Annotated in this window: 16 protein-coding genes; 6 read left to right on the forward strand and 10 right to left on the reverse strand. The window is 72.0% G+C overall.

Going from position 1 to position 17,032, the window contains the following annotated elements; translation table 11 throughout:
- Window positions 1-86 precede the first annotated feature (86 nt).
- Window positions 87-1,394 carry a glycosyltransferase family 4 protein gene (locus GTY58_RS24940; protein ID WP_107083071.1) on the reverse strand — a complete coding sequence of 436 codons (1,308 nt, stop codon included), beginning with the start codon at window positions 1,392-1,394 and terminating at the stop codon, window positions 87-89.
- Window positions 1,395-1,584: 190 nt separating this feature from the next.
- On the opposite strand from GTY58_RS24940, the gene GTY58_RS24945 reads away from it, so the two are divergent.
- Both GTY58_RS24945 and GTY58_RS24950 read left to right on the forward strand, forming a co-directional pair.
- A complete protein-coding gene (locus GTY58_RS24945) occupies window positions 1,585-2,292 on the forward strand; it encodes a response regulator transcription factor (protein WP_037647993.1) in 708 nt (235 codons plus the stop codon).
- Complete coding sequence (locus GTY58_RS24950; protein WP_010986191.1) at window positions 2,293-3,948, forward strand: HAMP domain-containing sensor histidine kinase; 1,656 nt, start codon at window positions 2,293-2,295, stop codon at window positions 3,946-3,948.
- Between the two features lie 40 nt (window positions 3,949-3,988).
- Here GTY58_RS24950 and GTY58_RS24955 read toward each other — a convergent pair whose 3' ends face one another.
- Window positions 3,989-5,941 carry an APC family permease gene (locus GTY58_RS24955; protein WP_037647990.1) on the reverse strand — a complete coding sequence of 651 codons (1,953 nt, stop codon included), beginning with the start codon at window positions 5,939-5,941 and terminating at the stop codon, window positions 3,989-3,991.
- A gap of 487 nt (window positions 5,942-6,428) precedes the next feature.
- On the opposite strand from GTY58_RS24955, the gene GTY58_RS24960 reads away from it, so the two are divergent.
- Both GTY58_RS24960 and GTY58_RS24965 read left to right on the forward strand, forming a co-directional pair.
- On the forward strand, window positions 6,429-6,740 hold the full coding sequence (locus GTY58_RS24960) for a hypothetical protein (RefSeq protein WP_037647986.1): 312 nt from the start codon (window positions 6,429-6,431) through the stop codon (window positions 6,738-6,740).
- A 305-nt stretch (window positions 6,741-7,045) separates the two neighbouring features.
- Window positions 7,046-7,666, forward strand: a complete 621-nt coding sequence (locus GTY58_RS24965; protein ID WP_010986194.1) for a WYL domain-containing protein — start codon at window positions 7,046-7,048, stop codon at window positions 7,664-7,666.
- Here the strand turns inward: GTY58_RS24965 and GTY58_RS24970 are convergent.
- On the reverse strand, window positions 7,602-8,297 hold the full coding sequence (locus tag GTY58_RS24970) for a type 1 glutamine amidotransferase domain-containing protein (protein WP_010986195.1): 696 nt from the start codon (window positions 8,295-8,297) through the stop codon (window positions 7,602-7,604). The two genes, GTY58_RS24965 and GTY58_RS24970, sit on opposite strands and share 65 nt — an antisense overlap.
- Window positions 8,298-8,445: 148 nt before the next feature.
- On the opposite strand from GTY58_RS24970, the gene GTY58_RS24975 reads away from it, so the two are divergent.
- Entirely contained in the window at window positions 8,446-9,381 is a 936-nt protein-coding gene (locus GTY58_RS24975; RefSeq protein ID WP_242432181.1) for a LysR family transcriptional regulator, read from the forward strand.
- A gap of 57 nt (window positions 9,382-9,438) precedes the next feature.
- Here the strand turns inward: GTY58_RS24975 and GTY58_RS24980 are convergent, their stop codons facing one another.
- Together GTY58_RS24980 and GTY58_RS24985 are read right to left on the reverse strand one after the other, a co-directional pair.
- On the reverse strand, window positions 9,439-11,475 hold the full coding sequence (locus GTY58_RS24980) for an APC family permease (RefSeq protein WP_010986197.1): 2,037 nt from the start codon (window positions 11,473-11,475) through the stop codon (window positions 9,439-9,441).
- A gap of 245 nt (window positions 11,476-11,720) precedes the next feature.
- Window positions 11,721-12,281 carry a GNAT family N-acetyltransferase gene (locus GTY58_RS24985; protein ID WP_010986198.1) on the reverse strand — a complete coding sequence of 187 codons (561 nt, stop codon included), beginning with the start codon at window positions 12,279-12,281 and terminating at the stop codon, window positions 11,721-11,723.
- A 420-nt stretch (window positions 12,282-12,701) separates the two neighbouring features.
- On the opposite strand from GTY58_RS24985, the gene GTY58_RS24990 reads away from it, so the two are divergent.
- Window positions 12,702-12,905 (forward strand): cold-shock protein, encoded by a 204-nt coding sequence (locus tag GTY58_RS24990; RefSeq protein ID WP_010986199.1) that lies wholly within the window; start codon window positions 12,702-12,704, stop codon window positions 12,903-12,905.
- 447 nt (window positions 12,906-13,352) lie between these two features.
- Here the strand turns inward: GTY58_RS24990 and GTY58_RS24995 are convergent, their stop codons facing one another.
- The 5 genes from GTY58_RS24995 to GTY58_RS25015 form a co-directional block, all read right to left on the reverse strand.
- Window positions 13,353-14,030, reverse strand: a complete 678-nt coding sequence (locus tag GTY58_RS24995; protein WP_010986200.1) for a DUF305 domain-containing protein — start codon at window positions 14,028-14,030, stop codon at window positions 13,353-13,355.
- A 100-nt stretch (window positions 14,031-14,130) separates the two neighbouring features.
- Complete coding sequence (locus tag GTY58_RS25000) at window positions 14,131-14,604, reverse strand: hypothetical protein (protein ID WP_010986201.1); 474 nt, start codon at window positions 14,602-14,604, stop codon at window positions 14,131-14,133.
- A 197-nt stretch (window positions 14,605-14,801) separates the two neighbouring features.
- The gene (locus GTY58_RS25005) at window positions 14,802-15,668 is read right to left on the reverse strand and encodes a haloalkane dehalogenase (protein ID WP_010986202.1); all 867 of its coding nucleotides are present in this window, start codon (window positions 15,666-15,668) and stop codon (window positions 14,802-14,804) included.
- Window positions 15,669-15,679: 11 nt separating this feature from the next.
- Window positions 15,680-16,075, reverse strand: coding sequence for a pyridoxamine 5'-phosphate oxidase family protein (locus tag GTY58_RS25010; protein ID WP_037647983.1), 396 nt, complete (start codon window positions 16,073-16,075; stop codon window positions 15,680-15,682).
- Window positions 16,076-16,185: 110 nt separating this feature from the next.
- Window positions 16,186-17,007, reverse strand: a complete 822-nt coding sequence (locus GTY58_RS25015; RefSeq protein ID WP_010986204.1) for an NAD(P)H-binding protein — start codon at window positions 17,005-17,007, stop codon at window positions 16,186-16,188.
- Window positions 17,008-17,032: the final 25 nt, after the last annotated feature.

Below are 17,032 nucleotides of genomic sequence, written 5' to 3' on the forward strand. Positions count from 1 at the left end.
GTCTGCGGTCCGGCGGTCGGACCCTGGACGGACCGGAGCTCCAGTGCCGGGCCGGCACACCCTGCCGCCCCCGGCGTGCCGTCCGGTCACGTCTCCCGTGCTGTACGCGTCCTCGCCCCCGTCAGTTCAGGGCGGCGGCCGCCACCCCAGGCGCGCAGCCGGCGCCGGGCCGCCCGGACCGTGCGGCGGGCCCAGCCCCGTGCGCGCTCCCGCTGCCGGGACCACGCCCGCCCGGGGCGGGCCGCCCGCAGCTCGGCGAAGAGCCGCTCGTAGTGGTCGACGATCGGCTCGGGGTCGTAGCGGTGGGCGCTCGCGCGGGCCGCGGCGCCCATCGACCTGCGCAGATCGTCGTCCAGGACCAGGTCGAGCATCGCGTCGGCGAGGGCGCGGGTGTCGCGCACGGGCACCAGCCGGCCGTCCACGCGGTCCGTGATGATCTCGGCGGGGCCGAGGGGGCAGTCGGTGCTGACCACGGGCACCCCGCAGCGCATCGCCTCGACCAGCGTCATCCCGAACGACTCCGCGTCCGAGGCGCTGACCACCAGCGACGCCTGGGCGAACTCCGCCTCGATGGGCGTACGCACCCCCATCAGCCGGGCCTGACCGGCGAGCCCCAACCCGTCGATCAGCCCCTGCAACCGCTCCTTCTCGGCCCCGCCTCCATAGATGCGCAGTTCCCAGTCCGGATCCTTGGCGGCCACCGCGCAGAACGCCTCCAGCAGGACGTCGTACCGCTTCCCGGGGACCAGCCGGCCGGCGGCCGCGATCACCTTCGCCGTGCCGTCGGAGGGCGCGACGCCGACCTCCGGCACGATGTTCGGCACCGACACCACACGGACGCCGGGCAGGGGCATCCGCGTCCGGTACACCTCCGCGTCCGCCCCGGTCATCGTCACCACCGCGTCGAGGTCCCGGTAGTGGCGCGCGAGAACAGTGCGCAGCCGCTTGGCGTGCGCGTCGTGCCGCAGGTGCTCCTGTGCGATGCGCAGCGCACGGCGCGGCCCGAGGGCGATGTACACGTTGATGCCGGGCCGGGTGCCGATGACGACGTCCGCGTCGCAGCTCTCCAGATACGCCCGCGCCCGCAGGTCGGTGAGGCGCGTGTACTGGTGGTGGCGCTTGTCGGCCACCGGGAAGTCGACGGCCTCCCGCGCGTACGCCGGGTCCGCCAGGTCGGCGCTGCCCTCGCGGGTGTCCACCAGGGGGACGAGGGTGATCCGCGGGTCGACGGCGAAGCGCGGCTCGGCGCGGTGCCGGGACATCGACACGATCTCCACGTCGTGCCGCTCGGCCAGCGCCGAGGCGAGGTTGAGGGTGGTGCGGACGGTGCCGCCGATGGCATACGCGTTGTGCAGCAGGAACACGATCTTCCTGCGCCCGGCGCGGCTCGTCATGCGTGTCATCCGCTTCATTCAGTGCCTTCCCCTGCGCGGCCTCGGTCCTTCTGGACGCGCCTGACATGGGGGACACAGTGACCGGACGAGGTAAGTCACTGGCCCGGCCGCGGTGAGAGGCGGGTAAGAAGCCCACCCGCGCCCCGGCTCATCAGGTGGTATGCCGCCGCGGCCTTGGCAGACTGGCGGGGTGACCCAGACAGTTCTGCTCGCCGAGGACGACCGCGCCATCCGTCATGCCCTGGAACGCGCGCTGACGCTTGAGGGTTACGCGGTGACCGCCGTCGCCGACGGGGTCGAGGCGCTGGCCCAGGCCCACCGCACCCCGCCCGACGTGCTCCTGCTCGACGTGATGATGCCGGGCATCGACGGCCTCCAGGTGTGCCGCGTGCTGCGCGCCGAGGGCGACCGCACCCCGATCCTGATGCTCACCGCGCTGGTGGAGACGGCCGACCGGATCGCGGGTCTGGACGCGGGCGCCGACGACTACGTGGTGAAGCCGTTCGACGTGGAGGAGGTCTTCGCACGGCTGCGGGCCCTGCTGCGCCGCACCGGGAACGCCTCCCTCGACGCGCCGAAGGAGGAGCCGTCGCCCAGCGGGCAGGTGTCCGTGGCGGGGCTGCGGATGGACGTGCAGGCCCGGCGCGCCTGGCGCGGGGAGCGTGAGGTGGAGCTCACGCGCACCGAGTTCGACCTCCTGGAACTGCTCGTCCGCAACGCGGGCATCGTCCTCGACCACACCACCATCTACGACCGCATCTGGGGCTACGACTTCGGCCCGGGTTCCAAGAACCTCGCCGTGTACGTGGGCTATCTGCGGCGCAAGCTCGACCAGCCGGGGGCTCCAGCGCTCATCCACACGGTGCGGGGCGTGGGGTACGTCTTGAGGGAGGACTGAGTGCCCCTGGTGTCCCGGCTGCCCCGGAGCCTGCGCACGCGCTTGCGCGGCATCTCCTCACTGCGCGCCACCTTCACGCTGTCGTTCGCGGCGGTGGCCGTCGGGGTGACCGTCCTCGTCGGCTTCCTGAGCTACGACGCCGCCGCCCGGCTGGTCCGCCTGGACCAGCAGACCGTGTTCGCGCAGGTCGTGCACGACCTGCGCGAACAGGTGCGGCACGACGCACTGGACCCCGAGGACTTCGCCTCCTCCGACCCCGACCACGACGGCCCGCTCGACGACATCATCCGGCCCAGCCGTACGGACGTGCAGGTGCTCGGCCCCGGTGGCGCGGTCGCGGACCGGGGGCACCCGGTGCTGCCGGTGGCCGCCGCGGACCGGCAGGTCGCCGAGGCCTCCTCGGCCGGGAAGCTGGCGGAGCACAAGGAGGTCGAGGTGGCCGGCGACTTCTACCGGGTGGCGGCCGTCTCCCTCGGCCACGGGCGGGGCGCGGTGCAGATCGCGCAGCAGTTCAGCGACACGGAGGATCTGCTGCGCCAGCTTCAGCAGCGGACGTTCCTGCTGGTCGGCGGCGTTGTGATCGCGGCGGGACTGTTCGGCTGGTGGTTGGCCCGGCGGATAACGCGGCGGCTGGTCCGGCTCACCGCGGCCGCCGAGGACGTGGCCCGCACCCGGCGACTGGGCATTCAGGTGCCGGTCACCGGGCGCGACGAGGTGGCCCGGCTCGGCCGCGCCTTCGACCGCATGCTGGGCCGCCTGGCCCAGTCGGAGGAGGACCAGCGCCGCCTGGTCCAGGACGCGGGCCACGAACTCCGTACGCCGCTCACCTCGCTGCGTACGAACATCTCGATGCTCCGCCGCATCGACGAACTGCCACCCGCCGCCCGCGAGGAACTGGTCGCCGACCTGGCCCTCGAGTCGCGGGAACTGACCGACCTGGTCAACGAGCTGGTGGATCTGGCGGCCGGCCAGTCGGACACGGAGCCGGTGCAGCGGCTGGACCTGGGAGACCTCGCGGAGGACGTGGCGATCGTGGCCCGCCGCCGCACGGGCCGTGACGTCATCGTCCGCGTCACCGGCGACCCGACGGCCGACGGCCGCCCCGCGGCGTTGCAGCGGGCGCTGTCGAACCTGGTGGAGAACGCGGCGAAGTTCGACCGCGACGGCGAGGAGGCGATCGAGATCGTGGTGACGGGCGCGGCGGGGGCCGGGACGGTGCGCGGGCCCGGGACGGCCCGGCCGGACACGGCCCGCGCCTCGGACTCGGCCCGTTCGGAGGCGCTCCGTGCCTCGGGCTCGCTCCGCTCGGACGTGCTCCGCGCCTCGGGCTCGGCTCGTTCGGAGGTGCTCCGTGCGCCGGGCTCGGCCCGTTCGGACGGCGCGGCGCCGTCCGAGGCCGCCGTCGGGCCGGGCAGCGTGCGCGTCGAGGTCCGGGACCGCGGCCCCGGCATCGCGGACGCCGACCTGACGCGCGTCTTCGACCGCTTCTACCGGGCGGCCGACGCCCGCAGCCTGCCCGGCTCGGGGCTGGGCCTGTCGATCGTGCGCGAGGTCGCGATGTCGCACGGGGGCACACCGTTCGCCTACCGGCGCCGCGGCGGCGGGTCGGTCATCGGGTTCACCGTGGGTGGGGGTGCGCCGGGGGAGGGGGAGTGACCGGGCGCCTGCGCACGGCGGCCGGAGCCGGCTCGGGGTCTCAGCCGACGTGCACCCGGGGGCGCCGCCTCCGGTCCGGTTCCGCTTCCCGCAGTACCTCCCGGGTCACCGGCGCCACCTCCCCCTGGCCGAAGAGGAAGAAGCGCAGGAAGTTGGCGAAGGGGCTGCCCTCGGTCCACTCGAAGTAGATGTGCGGGGTGCCGCCGGTGGTGTCGCGGACGTGCAGGAGGAGGGCCGCCAGCGCGTTGGGGATCGAGGACGACTCCAGGGTCAGTACGCGGTAGCGGCCGTGCAGGACCTCGCCCCGTACGCTCAGACCCGCCTCGAACTCCGACGGGTCGAGGACCGTCACCTCGACGAAGACGAAGTCCTCCTGCGCCGGAATGTCGTTGTCGTGCCGGATCTGCTCGATCTTGTCGCGGTACTCGGCGATGTCGCGGTTGTCGGGCTCGTTGGCGATGAACCGGATCTTCCGGCTGGCGATGTCCCGTACGAACCGCTGCGCCAGCTCGTCCAGCGTCACGCTGGTGACGCGGAGTTCGAAGGCGCGCGCCAGCCGGGACAGCAGTGAGACGAGGATGATGCCCGCGATGAAACAGGCACCGATCTTGACGCCGTCCGGGCGTTCGATGACGTTGACGACGGTCGTGTAGAGGAAGACCGCCGAGATCACCGCGAAGCCGATAGCCGCGTTGCGCTGGCCCGCCTTGCGCGCCGCGATGGTCACCGCGATCGCGGCGGAGCTGATCAGCACCAGCACACCGGTGGCGTACGCGCCGCCCTGCGCGTCGACGTTCGCGTCGAAGATCCACGTCACCAGGAAGCCGACGAGCGTGAAGACGATGACCATCGGGCGGACGGCGCGCGCCCAGTGCGGGGCCATGCCGTAGCGGGGCAGATAGCGGGGCATGAGGTTGAGCAGGCCGGCCATCGCGGAGGCGCCGGCGAACCATAGGATGGCGATCGTCGAGACGTCGTACACCGTCCCGAAGGCGCCGCCCAGGTACTCGTGGGCCAGGTACGCGAGGGCGCGGCCGTTGGCCTGGCCGCCGGTTTCGAACTCGCTCTCCGGGATGAGGAGCGTCGTGATGAAGCTCGTGCAGATCAGGAACGCGCTCATGATGACGGCGGCCGTGGTCAGCAGCTTCTTCGTGCCCCGGATGCGGCCGGCCGGCCGGTCCTCCGTGTCGCCGGCGTCGCCCGCGACATGCGGCATGACCGCGACGCCGGTCTCGAAGCCGGAGAGGCCGAGCGCCAGCTTCGGGAAGACCAGCAGGGCCACGCCGACCATGGCAAAAACGTTTCCGTGCTCGGCGGTCAGCGCGGTGGACCAGTCGGTGACCACATGGCCGGCCGTGACCACGTGCCACAGGCCGGCGACCACGACCACCACGTTCAGCGCCAGGTAGAGGCCCACCAGGGCGACCGCGACCCCGATCGCCTCCAGGAAGCCCTTGAGGAACACCGCGCCGAGCAGTGCCACCAGGAACAGGGTGATCGGCATCTGGTAGCCGTGCAGGGCGCTCGTCAGATGCGGGTTCTCGACGAGGTGGGTGGAGGCGTCCGCCGCCGAAAGGGTGATGGTGATCAGGAAGTCGGTGGCGGCGAAGCCCAGCAGCGTCAGGACGAAGAGCTTGCCCTTCCAGAACGACAGCAGCCGCTCCAGCATCGCGATCGAGCCCTCACCGCGCGGGCTCTCCTCGGCGACCCGCCGGTACACGGGCAGCGCGCCCGCCAGGGTGACGATCACCAGCACGATCGTCGCGACGGGCGACAGCAGCCCGGCCGCCAGGGCGGCGATGCCCGGCTGGTAGCCGAGCGTGGAGAAGTAGTCGACACCGGTCAGGCACATGACCCGCCACCAGCGCTGCCCCTTGTGCGCGGGCTCGGGCGGGGCGTGCGGCCCCTGCGGGGGCCTGGCCATGTCGGACAGCCCCTCCAGCATCCACGCCCGCAGTCGCTTCGTGCGGTCGCGTGGGACGGTGGCGGCCATCTGCGGGCTCTCCTGACGTACGGCTTTGCGAACGGTTCCGGCCATCGAGGAGACGGCGGAAACAGCGTATGCAGAGAGTGACCCAGGGGCTCATGGATGCATGGGCCGAACGCATCAAGCTTCCGTTAAGACCGAATGGGCGGGTGGCAGCGGGGCATCGAGGCGGTGGCGTGCCTGGCCGAAAGAGGTCTGGTGCCGGCATGCCGAGCGGCCGGGGGGGGGCGTCGAACGGGCCCGGCGGCCTGCCCCCGACGGGGAGACCGGATGCGTTCCGCCCCTGGCGGGAGATCGGAGGGGCTCCGCCCTCGGCGGGATGGAGCCAAGGACAGCTACTGGAGCCCGCCCTCAAACGCTCAGGAACGGGCCGACTGGATCGCGGCGAACAAGGAGATCATCAAGGCTGCGGCACGGAACTCGGGGCTGCCGCCGGACATGGTGGGCGTGGGTTCACGAACAATCTGGACGAGGCAAGGAACGCACTGCGCTGATGACCAGCCCTTCCCACGTGGACGACGACCGCGGTTGCCTCCGTCTGGTCCTCGCTGTACCCCTCACCCTTCTCACGCTCATCGCCGCCTACTTCTGTTGGACCGCATTGACCATCAGTCCGTCCGGCACCTGGGACGACGACGCGTACGCCGGAATCGTTCTGTCCTGCGTCCTCACCATCGCGGCAGCCGGTGCCGCGGCGGCCCTGTGGCTGGTGCCTTCGGTGCGGAGGGCCACGCCATGGTGGTGGATGCTTCCGGTGCTCTTGTTGGGCGTGGTCGCAGGAGTGCGATGGGCCGTGAGCGGTTAGGCCCGCCGCCCTCGCCGCACCCCTGACGTTCACGGCGGCCGAGGCCCTCGGGCTGGTGATGGCCGTACTGGACGGCGACCATGACGCCGCCGACGCGGACGGCCCCGTGGGCAGCGCCGTCGGCAAGATCATGCGCGTGCTCCCGGAACCGGTCGCGGGCCTGGCCGAGGCGGTCCGCGGGGTGAGCGCCCGGGGCCGGGACCCCGCTGCCGTGAGCCCGCGCCCCGAGACCACGGCCGTCCTCGTCCGGTCGTGCGCCGCGCACCGCCGACTGCGGCTCGGCTACCGGACGCGCCCGGCGGGTCATGGAGGTCGACCCGTGGGGCGTCGTCGTACGCCACGGCCGGTGGTACCTCCTGTGCTGGTCGCACACCTGGTCGCACACCTGGTCGCACACGAGGAACGCCAGACGCGTCCTGCGGGTGGACCGGGTCGCCTCCGTCGACGTACTCGAGGAGACGTTCACCCCGCCGGCCGGTCTCGACCCGGTGGAGACGCTGGAGGAACACTTTGCCGACGGCTGCAAGTACCAGGTGGAGGTCGTGATCGACGCCCCCGCGGACACGGTCGCGGAGTGGCTCCCGCGGAACCTGGGCCGCCGGGAACCGATCGACGCGCACACGACCCGCCTCGTGGCCACGACCGACGAACCGGACTGGTACGCCGAACAACTCACGGTGATCAAGGCCCCGTTCCGCATCGTCGGGCCGCGCGAACTCCGGGAGGCCGCCGAGGCCGTCGGGCGACGCCTCCTCGGGGCCGCCGGCGCCGGCCGCCCGAGCCCGGGGAAGCAGCCGCCGCCGACGGCTGACGGGCCCGTCCCTCGTTCGGGACGGGTTCTCCGCTCCCCGGGCCGGTTTCTCAGGCCAGCTTCTTCAGCAGTTCCGTGGCCAGCGGGGCGGAAGAGGCCGGGTTCTGGCCGGTGACCAGGTTGCGGTCGACGACGACGTGCGGCGCCCACGGCTCGCCCTCCCGGACGTCGACGCCCGCCTCGACGAGACGGTCCTGGAGGAGCCACTTCGCCTTGTCGGCGAGCCCGGCCTGGATCTCCTCGGCGTTGGTGAACGCGGCGACGCGGTAGCCGGCGAAGGCGTTGGCGCCGTCCCCGTCCGTGGCGGCGAGCAGCGCGGCCGGGCCGTGGCAGACGACCCCGAGCGGCTTGCCGGAGCGCAGGGCGAGGGTCAGGAGCCGTCCCGAGCCGGCATGGACCGCGAGATCCTCCATCGGGCCGTGGCCACCGGGGTAGAAGACGGCGGCGTACTCGTCGAGGTCGACGTCCTCCAGCGCGACGGGGTGCTGGAGCTCGGAGAAGGAGGCCAGCGTGGCGGCGACCCGGTCGGCGCCTTCCTGACCGCCGTTGACCTCGGGGGCCAGGCTGCCCTGGTCCACGGTGGGCGCGACACCGCCGGGGGTGGCGACGACGACCTCGTGACCGGCCGCCTTGAACGCCTCGTACGGGGCGGCGGCCTCCTCGGCCCAGAAGCCGGTGGGGTGCTTGGTGCCGTCGGCCAGGGTCCAGTGGTCGGCGCCGGTGACGACGAACAGAATCTTCGACATGGGGTGCGCTTCCTTGAGTGGTGGAGGGGGAGTGCGGCGACGAGCCGAACGTGTCGGACGTGTCGAACGTAGGACGGACGACGGCTGGTTTCCAATGACAGATCCGATGGCTGCCATAGAAATCCGCATGGGTTCTACGCTCGCTGTCGTGAGCCATGAGATTCCTGATGGGCCGGCCGCCGCGCCCGCACCCGCCGACCTCAACCTCCTGCGCACGTTCCTCGCGGTCTACCGGTCCGGTTCCTTCACCGCCGCCGCCCACCTCCTGGGACTCTCCCAGCCCACGGTCACCACCCAGATCCGGTCCCTGGAGCGGCAGACGCGGCGGGAGTTGTTCGAACGGCTGCCGCGCGGGGTCGCGCCGACCACGGTCGCCGACGAACTCGCCGCCCGCGTCGCCGCCCCGCTCGACGCCCTCGCGGCGGCCACGGGACAGGGCACCCTCGAGGAGACGCGGGCCGAACCGGTCCATCTGGCCGGGCCCGCCGAATGGCTCAGCACGGTCGCGCTGCCCGCCCTCGGCCCGCTTCTCGCGCAGGGCGTACGGCTGCGGGTGACCACGGGGCTGACCGACGCGCTCCTCGACGAACTGCGCGCGGGCCGCCACGACCTGGTCGTCGCCACCAGCAGGCCGCGCGGCCGCACCCTGACAGCGGTGCCGCTGGCGGACGAGGAGTTCGTCCTGGTCGCCGCTCCCGTCTGGGCCGAGCGGATCGGGGAGCGGCTCGCGGCGGACGGTCCGGGTGTGCTGCACGAGGTGCCGTTGGTGACGTACGCCGAGGATCTGCCGATCGTCCGGCGCTACTGGCGGCACGTCTTCGGCCGGCGCCTCAACTGCCAGGCGGCCGTCACGGTGCCCGATCTGCGCGGGGTCAGGGCGGCCGTCGCGGGCGGCGCCGGGTTCAGCGTGCTGCCGCGCTATCTGTGCGCCGACGAGCTGACCTCCGGCGCGCTGGTCCTCCTGGCCGACCCCGAGGACCCGCCGATCAACACCAGCTTCCTCGCGCAGCGCCCCGGTGCCTTCGGCAACCCTCATGTGGCCCGGGTGCGGGACCACTTGCTGGAGGCGGCGCGGTCGTGGTGAGCCAGGCCCGGCCGCGGTGATCCACCGCGGGGGCGCACGCCTCGTCGGCCCCGCGCCCTACCGGTCCCGCACCCCCACCGGCCCCCGCTGATCCCCCTGCGGCTCCCCCCGCCGCACCGACCCGGGCGCCCGCGCCGGCGGGTGGTCCGCGCGGGCCGAGGAGCTGAGCTGCCACGGCACGCTGATGACCATCACACCCGGGGTGAACAGCAGCCGGCTCTTGAGCCACAGCGCCGACTGGTTGTGCAGCAGGTTCTCCCACCAGTGGCCGACGACGTACTCGGGGATGAACACGGCGACGACATCGCGCGGGCTCTCGCGGCGGACGGAGCGCACGTACTCCATGACCGGCCGGGTCACCTCGCGGTAGGGCGAGTCGAGGATCTTCAGCGGTACGTCGATGTCGTACTCCTCCCAGCGCCGCTCCAGCTCCGTCGCCGAGTCCCGGTCGACGGAGACCGTCAGCGCCTCCAGCCGGTCGGGCTTGAGGGCATGCGCGTACGCCAGCGCCCGCAGCGTCGGCTTGTGCAGGGTGGAGACGAGGACGATCCCGAACACCCTTGAAGGGGGCCTGAGTTCGATCTTCGGGTCGGTCACCGCCAGCTCCGCCGCCGTGGTGTCGTAGTGCCGCCGGATGCCGCGCATCATCACCCACAGCACCACGGCCGCGAGCACCGCCAGCCACGCGCCCTGCGTGAACTTGGTCGCCAGCACGATCACCAGGACGAGCCCGGTGACGACCGAGCCCACCGCGTTGATGACCCGCGCGACGTGGTGCCGTCTGCGCAGCGCCCCGTCGCGCTCCACGCGCAGCTCGCGGTTCCAGTGCCGGACCATGCCGAGCTGGGACAGCGTGAAGGAGGTGAACACGCCCAGGATGTAGAGGTGGATGAGGCTGGTGACGCTCGCCCGGAAGCCCCACAGCAGCAGTGCGGCGACGACCGCCAGGGCGAGGATGCCGTTGGAGAAGGCGAGCCGGTCGCCGCGGTTGTGCAACTGGTGGGGCAGATAGCGGTGCTGGGCCAGGATCGAGGCGAGCAGCGGGAAGCCGTTGAAGGCCGTGTTGGCGGCCAGGATCAGGACGAGGGCGGTCGCGGCCTGGATGACGTAGAAGCCGACGCTGTGCTCGCCGCCGAAGACCGCGGCGGCGATCTGCGCGATGACCGTCCGCTGGGTGTAGGAGGCGCAGTCGCCCGGCAGCCCCGTCAGGCGGCAGGCGTCGGACGTGATGCGCACCTTGGCGATCAGTGCGAGCGCGGTGACGCCGACGAACATGACGATGGCGAGGGTGCCCATGGCCACCAGGGTCGCGGCGGCGTTCTTCGACTTGGGCTTGCGGAAGGCGGGTACGCCGTTGGAGATCGCCTCCACGCCGGTCAGCGCCGTACAGCCGGAGGAGAACGCGCGCAGCACCAGCATGGTCAGCGCCAGGCCCGTGAGGTGGGCGTCCCCGGGGTCGGGGGTGATCCCGTACCGCGCGCTCTCGGCGACCGGCGGGTCCCCGAGGGCGTACCGGATCAGCCCCGTGACCACCATGACGAGCACGCCGCCGATGAAGAGGTACGTCGGCGCGGCGAAGGCCCGCCCCGACTCGCGCAGGCCCCGCAGGTTGACGGCGGTCAGGAGCGCGACGAAGACGAGGGCCAGCGGGACGCGGTACTCGGCGAGCCGGGGAACGGCGGAGATGATGTTGTCGACGCCGGAGGCGACCGAGACCGCCACGGTCATGACGTAGTCGACGAGCAGTGAGGCCGCGACGACCAGACCGGTCGAGGGGCCCAGGTTCGTGGACACGACCTCGAACGAGCCGCCACCGCTCGGATACGCGTGCACGACCTGGCGGTACGACAGCACGACGACCGCCATCAGGGCCACGACCGCCGCCGCGATCCACGGCGTGAAGTGGAGGTAGGCGAGGCCGCCGAGGGTGAGGACGAGCAGGATCTCCTGGGTCGCGTACGCCACCGAGGACAGCGGGTCGGAGGCGAAGACCGGCAGGGCGAGCCGCTTGGGCAGCAGGGCCTCGTGCAGCTCCTCGCTCCGCATGGCCCGGCCGATCACCAGACGCTTCAGGATCCCGGTCACGTTGAACACGGCGGGAGCGTATGCAGGGGGACGAACCGGAGAGAGCGGACCGTGGGCGTATCCGGTGTTAAGGGACCTTTAGGGTTCCGTCCGGCGCGTGCATATGGAGCAAGGGCGGCCGATTCGACCGCCCGCGCCTGCGACGTCTTCGACCGTCCGCGCCTGCGACGTCGCCCGTGACTCGGGCGGCCGGGGCTGTCGGGGCCGGCTGTCGGTAGCGACCTGTCGGTATCGGCAGTCGGCGGTCTGCGTGGTCAGCCGGGCGGCCGGTGGATCCACACCTCGCGCGGGGCGGCCCCGGGGCCGGGGGCCAGGGTGCCCAGCCGCGACCAGCCCCAGGCCCGCAGCACGTGACCGGCGGCCTCGGTGGGAGCGTCGTCGCCGTCGAGGTCCAGGGTGGTCACCACCAGGTCCGCGGGCCGTCGTTCCAGCAGCCGCTCCCGCAGCCGGGTGGCGATGCCCTGGCGCCGGAAGGCGGGCAGCACCATCAGCTCCGCCAGCACGAACACCCGCCCGGAGGCGGTGAACTCCTCGATGTCCGGCGGGAGTTCTCCGTCGAACCCCGACCACCACCCCCCGGTGCGGGAGGCGTGGAAGCCATAGGCGCAGCCGACGAGCCGCGCCGCCCCGGCGACGACCATGTCGAAGTCGGGACGCCGGACGTCCTGCTCGAACCGGCCGAGGAAGTCCTCCCGGTCCCGGTACTCGGTGCCCACGTCACCGCGGTACACCATGACGTGGACGTCGCCGATGTCGTTGCGCTGCTGCTCGGCCTGCCACCGGCTCAGCCGCCGCAGGAACACCTCCGCCGCCATGAACCGCCTCCCCCCGCCACTGGGGGCGCGCGCCCCTCGACCGGAATGGTGACACCGGAGACCGGCGAGGGGAACGGGGCGGCAGGCGGCCGGCCTCGTTCCCGCCGCGGTGCCACCGCCGCCGTTACCCGTCGGTCGGACGAAAATGTCTGCTGCCGGGGACGGAGGAAACCTGTACGGCGGGTAGACGATTTTTCATTCCCCCGGGTGGAGTGACATTCACAACCGTGCCTCACGCGCCGGTCCGTGCTAGTGTCGATTTCAGTTGCAGTTTTGGTTCCCAAGCATTTTGAGTGTTTTCGCCGGTTAACCCCGGCCATGCATCTCTGGATTTCCGGTTCTCCGGGCAGGGCAATCATCGCGGCGACGCGAGACCTCACACAGTGTGGGGCCTCCAGTACTGCCCCGAAGGAGAATGACATGGCTACTGGTACCGTGAAGTGGTTCAACGCGGAAAAGGGTTTCGGCTTCATCGAGCAGGACGGTGGCGGCGCTGACGTCTTCGCCCACTACTCGAACATCGCCACCCAGGGCTTCCGCGAGCTGCAGGAAGGCCAGAAGGTGACGTTCGACGTCACGCAGGGCCAGAAGGGCCCGCAGGCGGAGAACATCGTCCCGGCCTAACCCGGACGAAGCATCACGTGGCCGAGGCCCGCACCGCAAGGTGCGGGCCTCGGCTCGTTTGTGCGCCGCCGCGGCTGCGATCCGACGGCCCGGAGGAAATGCCGGTGAATCCGCTTGGCCGCATCCGGTGATTGCGGTAGTGCGGTCGACAAATGCTCCGGATACTCCGCCGTAATTCATCTGGCCGACAGGCAGATTCCCGCGCGTATTTTCGTACGGTGTCGGCTCGGTGTATCCGCCGACCCTCGTGGCGACGATCGCGGCCAAGCCGCGCGGCGCACCGGCATGCCAGTGGTGGTGCGCCGCGACGTGTGTACCGGCGATGCGAGTAGGGGCGCGGCGCGCCGCGTACCGGTCATGCCGGCGGTGGTGCCACTGGCATGACCGGGCCCCGAGGATCAGGCCCAGGGTGGGCTCATCGCGGGACGCGAACGGTGCCGCCCCGGATCAGAGCCGGCCGAGGATCCTGTTCATCTTCGCGATCTCGGCCGTCTGGTTCGTGATGACGGTGCCGGCCAGCTTCTTGGCGTCGGCGCTGCGGCCGCTCTTCTGTTCGTCCTCGGCCATGGTGATCGCACCCTCGTGGTGGTCGATCATCATCTGGGCGAACATCTTGTCGAAGGCGGTGCCCTGGGCGGCCTTCAGTGCCGTCATGTGCTCGTCGGACATCATCCCGGCCATGTCCGTGCCGCCCGCACCGTGCTGCATACCGGGCATGCCGCTCGCCGTGGACGAACCCGGCCTGCCCCAGGACTTCAGCCACCCTCGCATGGTGCTGATCTCGGGGTCCTGTGCCTTTTCGATCGCGGCGGCCAGGTCCTTGACGTCCTGGTCGGAGGCGCGGCCTTCGGCCAGTTCCGCCATCTCCACGGCCTGCTGGTGGTGCGGGATCATCTGCTGCGCGAACGTCACGTCCGCGCCGTTGAACCGCCCGGAGGAGGACGACGAGGAGGACGACGCGGAGGACGACGCGGCGGCGGAACCGCTGCCGTGGTGCATCCCGGGCATGGACGAGTCCTTCGGGTCGCCGGAGCCACAGGCCGCGAGCGTCAGCGCGAGAACAGCCGCCGTAGCGGCCGCCGAGAGGGCACGCCGGGGTGCGGAGGAACGCGGGGAAGTGAACATTTCAGGGGTCTTTCCGGGTGGGCGCACCACACCGGTGGCGCGCGGGTGAACAGGACACCTGGCCGGAGGGGCCGAACGGCCGGACTCCGGCGGGCGTCCGTCACGTCCGCGCGACGCACACCTGGAGGAGGAGATGGCGCCCGTATAGGGGCGGGCCGCGCCTGGCCGGTTCCCCGAAGACACCGGACCGCCCCGTCGGATGCCACGCCACCAGGGCCACCAGGCCGAGGAGCGCGAGCAGGCCCGTCGCGGGCAGGGGCGTCCGGTCGCGGGCCGGCGTGGACACGCACAGCTCTCCGCTCATCCCCGGCATGGCGACGCCGTGGGCAGGGGGAGCCGTCGGGGCCATGGCCGAGGCGCCCGGTGCCGTGGCACCCGGGGGACGCAGGGCGGCAGCGTCCATGCGGACGTCCTCGCCGTGCCCCGTGCCCGGAGACATGACCATCGCCGTCGAGCCGTGGCAGCCCTCGGCGGCGTTCGCCGGAGCCCCGTGCATGAAGAACAGCCCCAGCAGGACGGCGCACAGCACGAGCAGCCGAGCCACTCCCGGCCCCCGCCTCCGCCTGCCGTCCACGTCTGCCTTCCTTCTGCCCGTCAGTCGGTCTGCTCGTCAGCTCGTCGGTTCGTCAGCTCATCGAGCACCTGTCCGCCGACGATACCCCCGGAGGGTTCCCCGGACCCGCACATCGGTACGGATCCGCGAGTCCAGACGCTCACCGAACCCCGGACTCCGCCGTCGATTCCGTACCACCGCACCCCGAAGACGGCGCTTCACGAGAGGCGAAGGCCGAGTCTGTCCGCCCAGGCCGAGATGGCCCTGGCGATCAGCACGGGCTGGTCCTCCGGCGTGTGATGCCCGGCGACGGCTTCGGAGTGCTCGATCTCCAGGCCGGCGATGTTCGCCGCGCACCACGCGACGATGCCCTCGTGCATCATCGCCCCCGGTCCGGGCGCGAACGTGAGCAGCAGCTTGGGCACGTCCACGCTGGCCTTCAGCCACCGGTCGTACGCCTCGATCCGGGCCACCACGTCGGCAGGCTCGCCGCCCAGCGGCATCGAGCGCGGCCACCGAAGAAGCGGCAGCCTGCTCTCCCGGGTCGGGTACGGCTTGCGGTAGACATCGAGGTCGCCCTCGGTGAGCGCCGTGGCGGAGCTGCCGGGCAGGCCCTGCTCGATGAAGGCGTTGTCGTCGAGGATCATGGACTCGCCGACGCCCCGCGTCTTGATCGCCCGGAACAGCTCCCGGCCGCCTTCGGGGAACTCGGCCCAGGCCATCGGCTTGACGATGGTCTCGGTGAACGCGATGCCGCGCACCCGGTGCGGGTGGCGCGCGGCCCAGTCGAAGGCCAGCGCGCCACCCCAGTCGTGCCCGACCAGGATCACGTCGCGCAGATCGAGCGCGTCGAACCAGGCGTCCAGGTAACGGGCGTGGTCGGCGAAGGTGTAGTCGAGGGCGGGTTTGCCCGACTCGCCCATACCGATCAGGTCGGGGGCCAGCAGCCGTCCGGATCCCACGGCCGGCATGACGTCCCGCCACAGGTAGGACGACGTCGGGTTGCCGTGCAGGAAGACGATGGGCACCCCGGTGCCGGACTCCCGGTGGTACATGGTCGAGTCGAGGATGTGCTGTACAGGCATGGTTCAGTCCCTTATCGGAGGTTGAGCCGGGTGATGCGATCAACCGCGATCTCGATGACCACGAGGCCGGGCGGGGCGGGAGGCGGCGTTCCATAGCGCGCGGTGTAACGGCGTATGCCTTCGGCCACTCGCCTGGGTGCGTCGTGCACGATGGCGAGTCCTTCCAACGTCACCCACCGGAACCCCACCGCCTGGCAGAGCGCCGCGCGACCGCCCGGCCCGGCGATGACGTTCCTGGCTTTGCGTGTGGTGTCCACGGTCAGGACCCGGGCCGTCCCCGTCCGGCCCTCCCAGGTGAAGCGCACCGCGACGACGTGCGGCGAGTTGTCGGGACGCAGGGTGGTCAGGGTCGCCACCTGCGGTTCGGCGAGGAAATCCCCGACCGGAGTGCCCACCTGAGTACTCATCGGAGTGCACCCCGCGGGCTCACCGGAGTGCCCTCGTGTGCTCATCGCGGCGCCCACGGCGTACTCATCGTGGCGCCCACGGCGTGCTCATCGCGGCGCCCACCGCGCGCTCACCGGAAGGCCGCGGTGTTGCGTTCGGCCCAGGCGGCGAAGGTGCCCGGCGCCCGGCCCAGGACGCGTTCGACATCGGGGCTCACCCGCTGCTCGTCCTCGGTCGGTTCGCCCAGGATCGCCAGCGTGCCCTCGACCACCGGCAGCGGCATGAACCGCGCCATCAGCGCATGGGCCTCCTCCCGGGCCTGGTCGGTGAACCGCACCGGCTCGCCCAGCGCGGCCGCGATGGCCGCGGCACGCTCGCGCGGGGTGGTCGGTGCGGGACCGGTCAGGGTGTAGACGGCGCCCGGGTGAGCGTCCCGGCGCAGGGCGACGGCGGCGACCGCGGCCACGTCGTCGGGATCGATGAACGGCAGGCCGACGTCCCCGAAGGGCGCCGCGGCCTCCCGCCGTGTGCGGATCGACTCGGCCCAGGCGAAGGCGTTGGTCGCCATGCCGCCCGACCGCAGGACCGTCCACGCGAGCCCGGAGTCCCGTACGGCCTCCTCGAAGAGGCGCGGGTGCCGGTAGGTCTCCGGGCGGGTCCCCGCTCCCTGCGAGGACAGCAGCACGACCCTGCGGATCCCGGCGGACTTCGCCTCCTTCAGGACGCCGTGCGGGTCCTCGCCCGCCACCAGCAGGAACAGTGCCTCCGCCCCTTCGAACGCGGACCGCAGGCCGGCCGGCTCGGCCAGGTCGGCGGTCACCGCCCGCACCCCCGGCAGGACGTCGGCGTCGGTGATGTGCCGGGCCACGGCCGTCACCGGCACCCGCGCCTCGGTGAGCAGCCGCACCAGCGCTCGTCCGACGTTCCCGGTCGCACCAGTCACCACGATCATGTCGTTCCCCCAGCTTCGGTGATGA

Source organism: Streptomyces sp. SID5469 (genome assembly GCF_009862865.1).
GTDB classification, from domain to species: Bacteria; Actinomycetota; Actinomycetes; order Streptomycetales; family Streptomycetaceae; genus Streptomyces; species Streptomyces avermitilis.

Bases quoted from the DNA above. Each gene is read 5' to 3' on its own strand.
- GTY58_RS24940 (WP_107083071.1), bottom strand. From the start codon at position 1,394: ATGACGAGCCGCGCCGGGCGCAGGAAGATCGTGTTCCTGCTGCACAAC.
- GTY58_RS24955 (WP_037647990.1), bottom strand. From the start codon at position 5,941: ATGGCCGCCACCGTCCCACGCGACCGCACGAAGCGACTGCGGGCGTGG.
- GTY58_RS24960 (WP_037647986.1), top strand. From the start codon at position 6,429: ATGACCAGCCCTTCCCACGTGGACGACGACCGCGGTTGCCTCCGTCTG.
- GTY58_RS24965 (WP_010986194.1), top strand. From the start codon at position 7,046: ATGGAGGTCGACCCGTGGGGCGTCGTCGTACGCCACGGCCGGTGGTAC.
- GTY58_RS24970 (WP_010986195.1), bottom strand. From the start codon at position 8,297: ATGTCGAAGATTCTGTTCGTCGTCACCGGCGCCGACCACTGGACCCTG.
- GTY58_RS24985 (WP_010986198.1), bottom strand. From the start codon at position 12,281: ATGGCGGCGGAGGTGTTCCTGCGGCGGCTGAGCCGGTGGCAGGCCGAG.
- GTY58_RS24990 (WP_010986199.1), top strand. From the start codon at position 12,702: ATGGCTACTGGTACCGTGAAGTGGTTCAACGCGGAAAAGGGTTTCGGC.
- GTY58_RS24995 (WP_010986200.1), bottom strand. From the start codon at position 14,030: ATGTTCACTTCCCCGCGTTCCTCCGCACCCCGGCGTGCCCTCTCGGCG.
- GTY58_RS25005 (WP_010986202.1), bottom strand. From the start codon at position 15,668: ATGCCTGTACAGCACATCCTCGACTCGACCATGTACCACCGGGAGTCC.
- GTY58_RS25010 (WP_037647983.1), bottom strand. From the start codon at position 16,075: ATGAGTACTCAGGTGGGCACTCCGGTCGGGGATTTCCTCGCCGAACCG.
- GTY58_RS25015 (WP_010986204.1), bottom strand. From the start codon at position 17,007: ATGATCGTGGTGACTGGTGCGACCGGGAACGTCGGACGAGCGCTGGTG.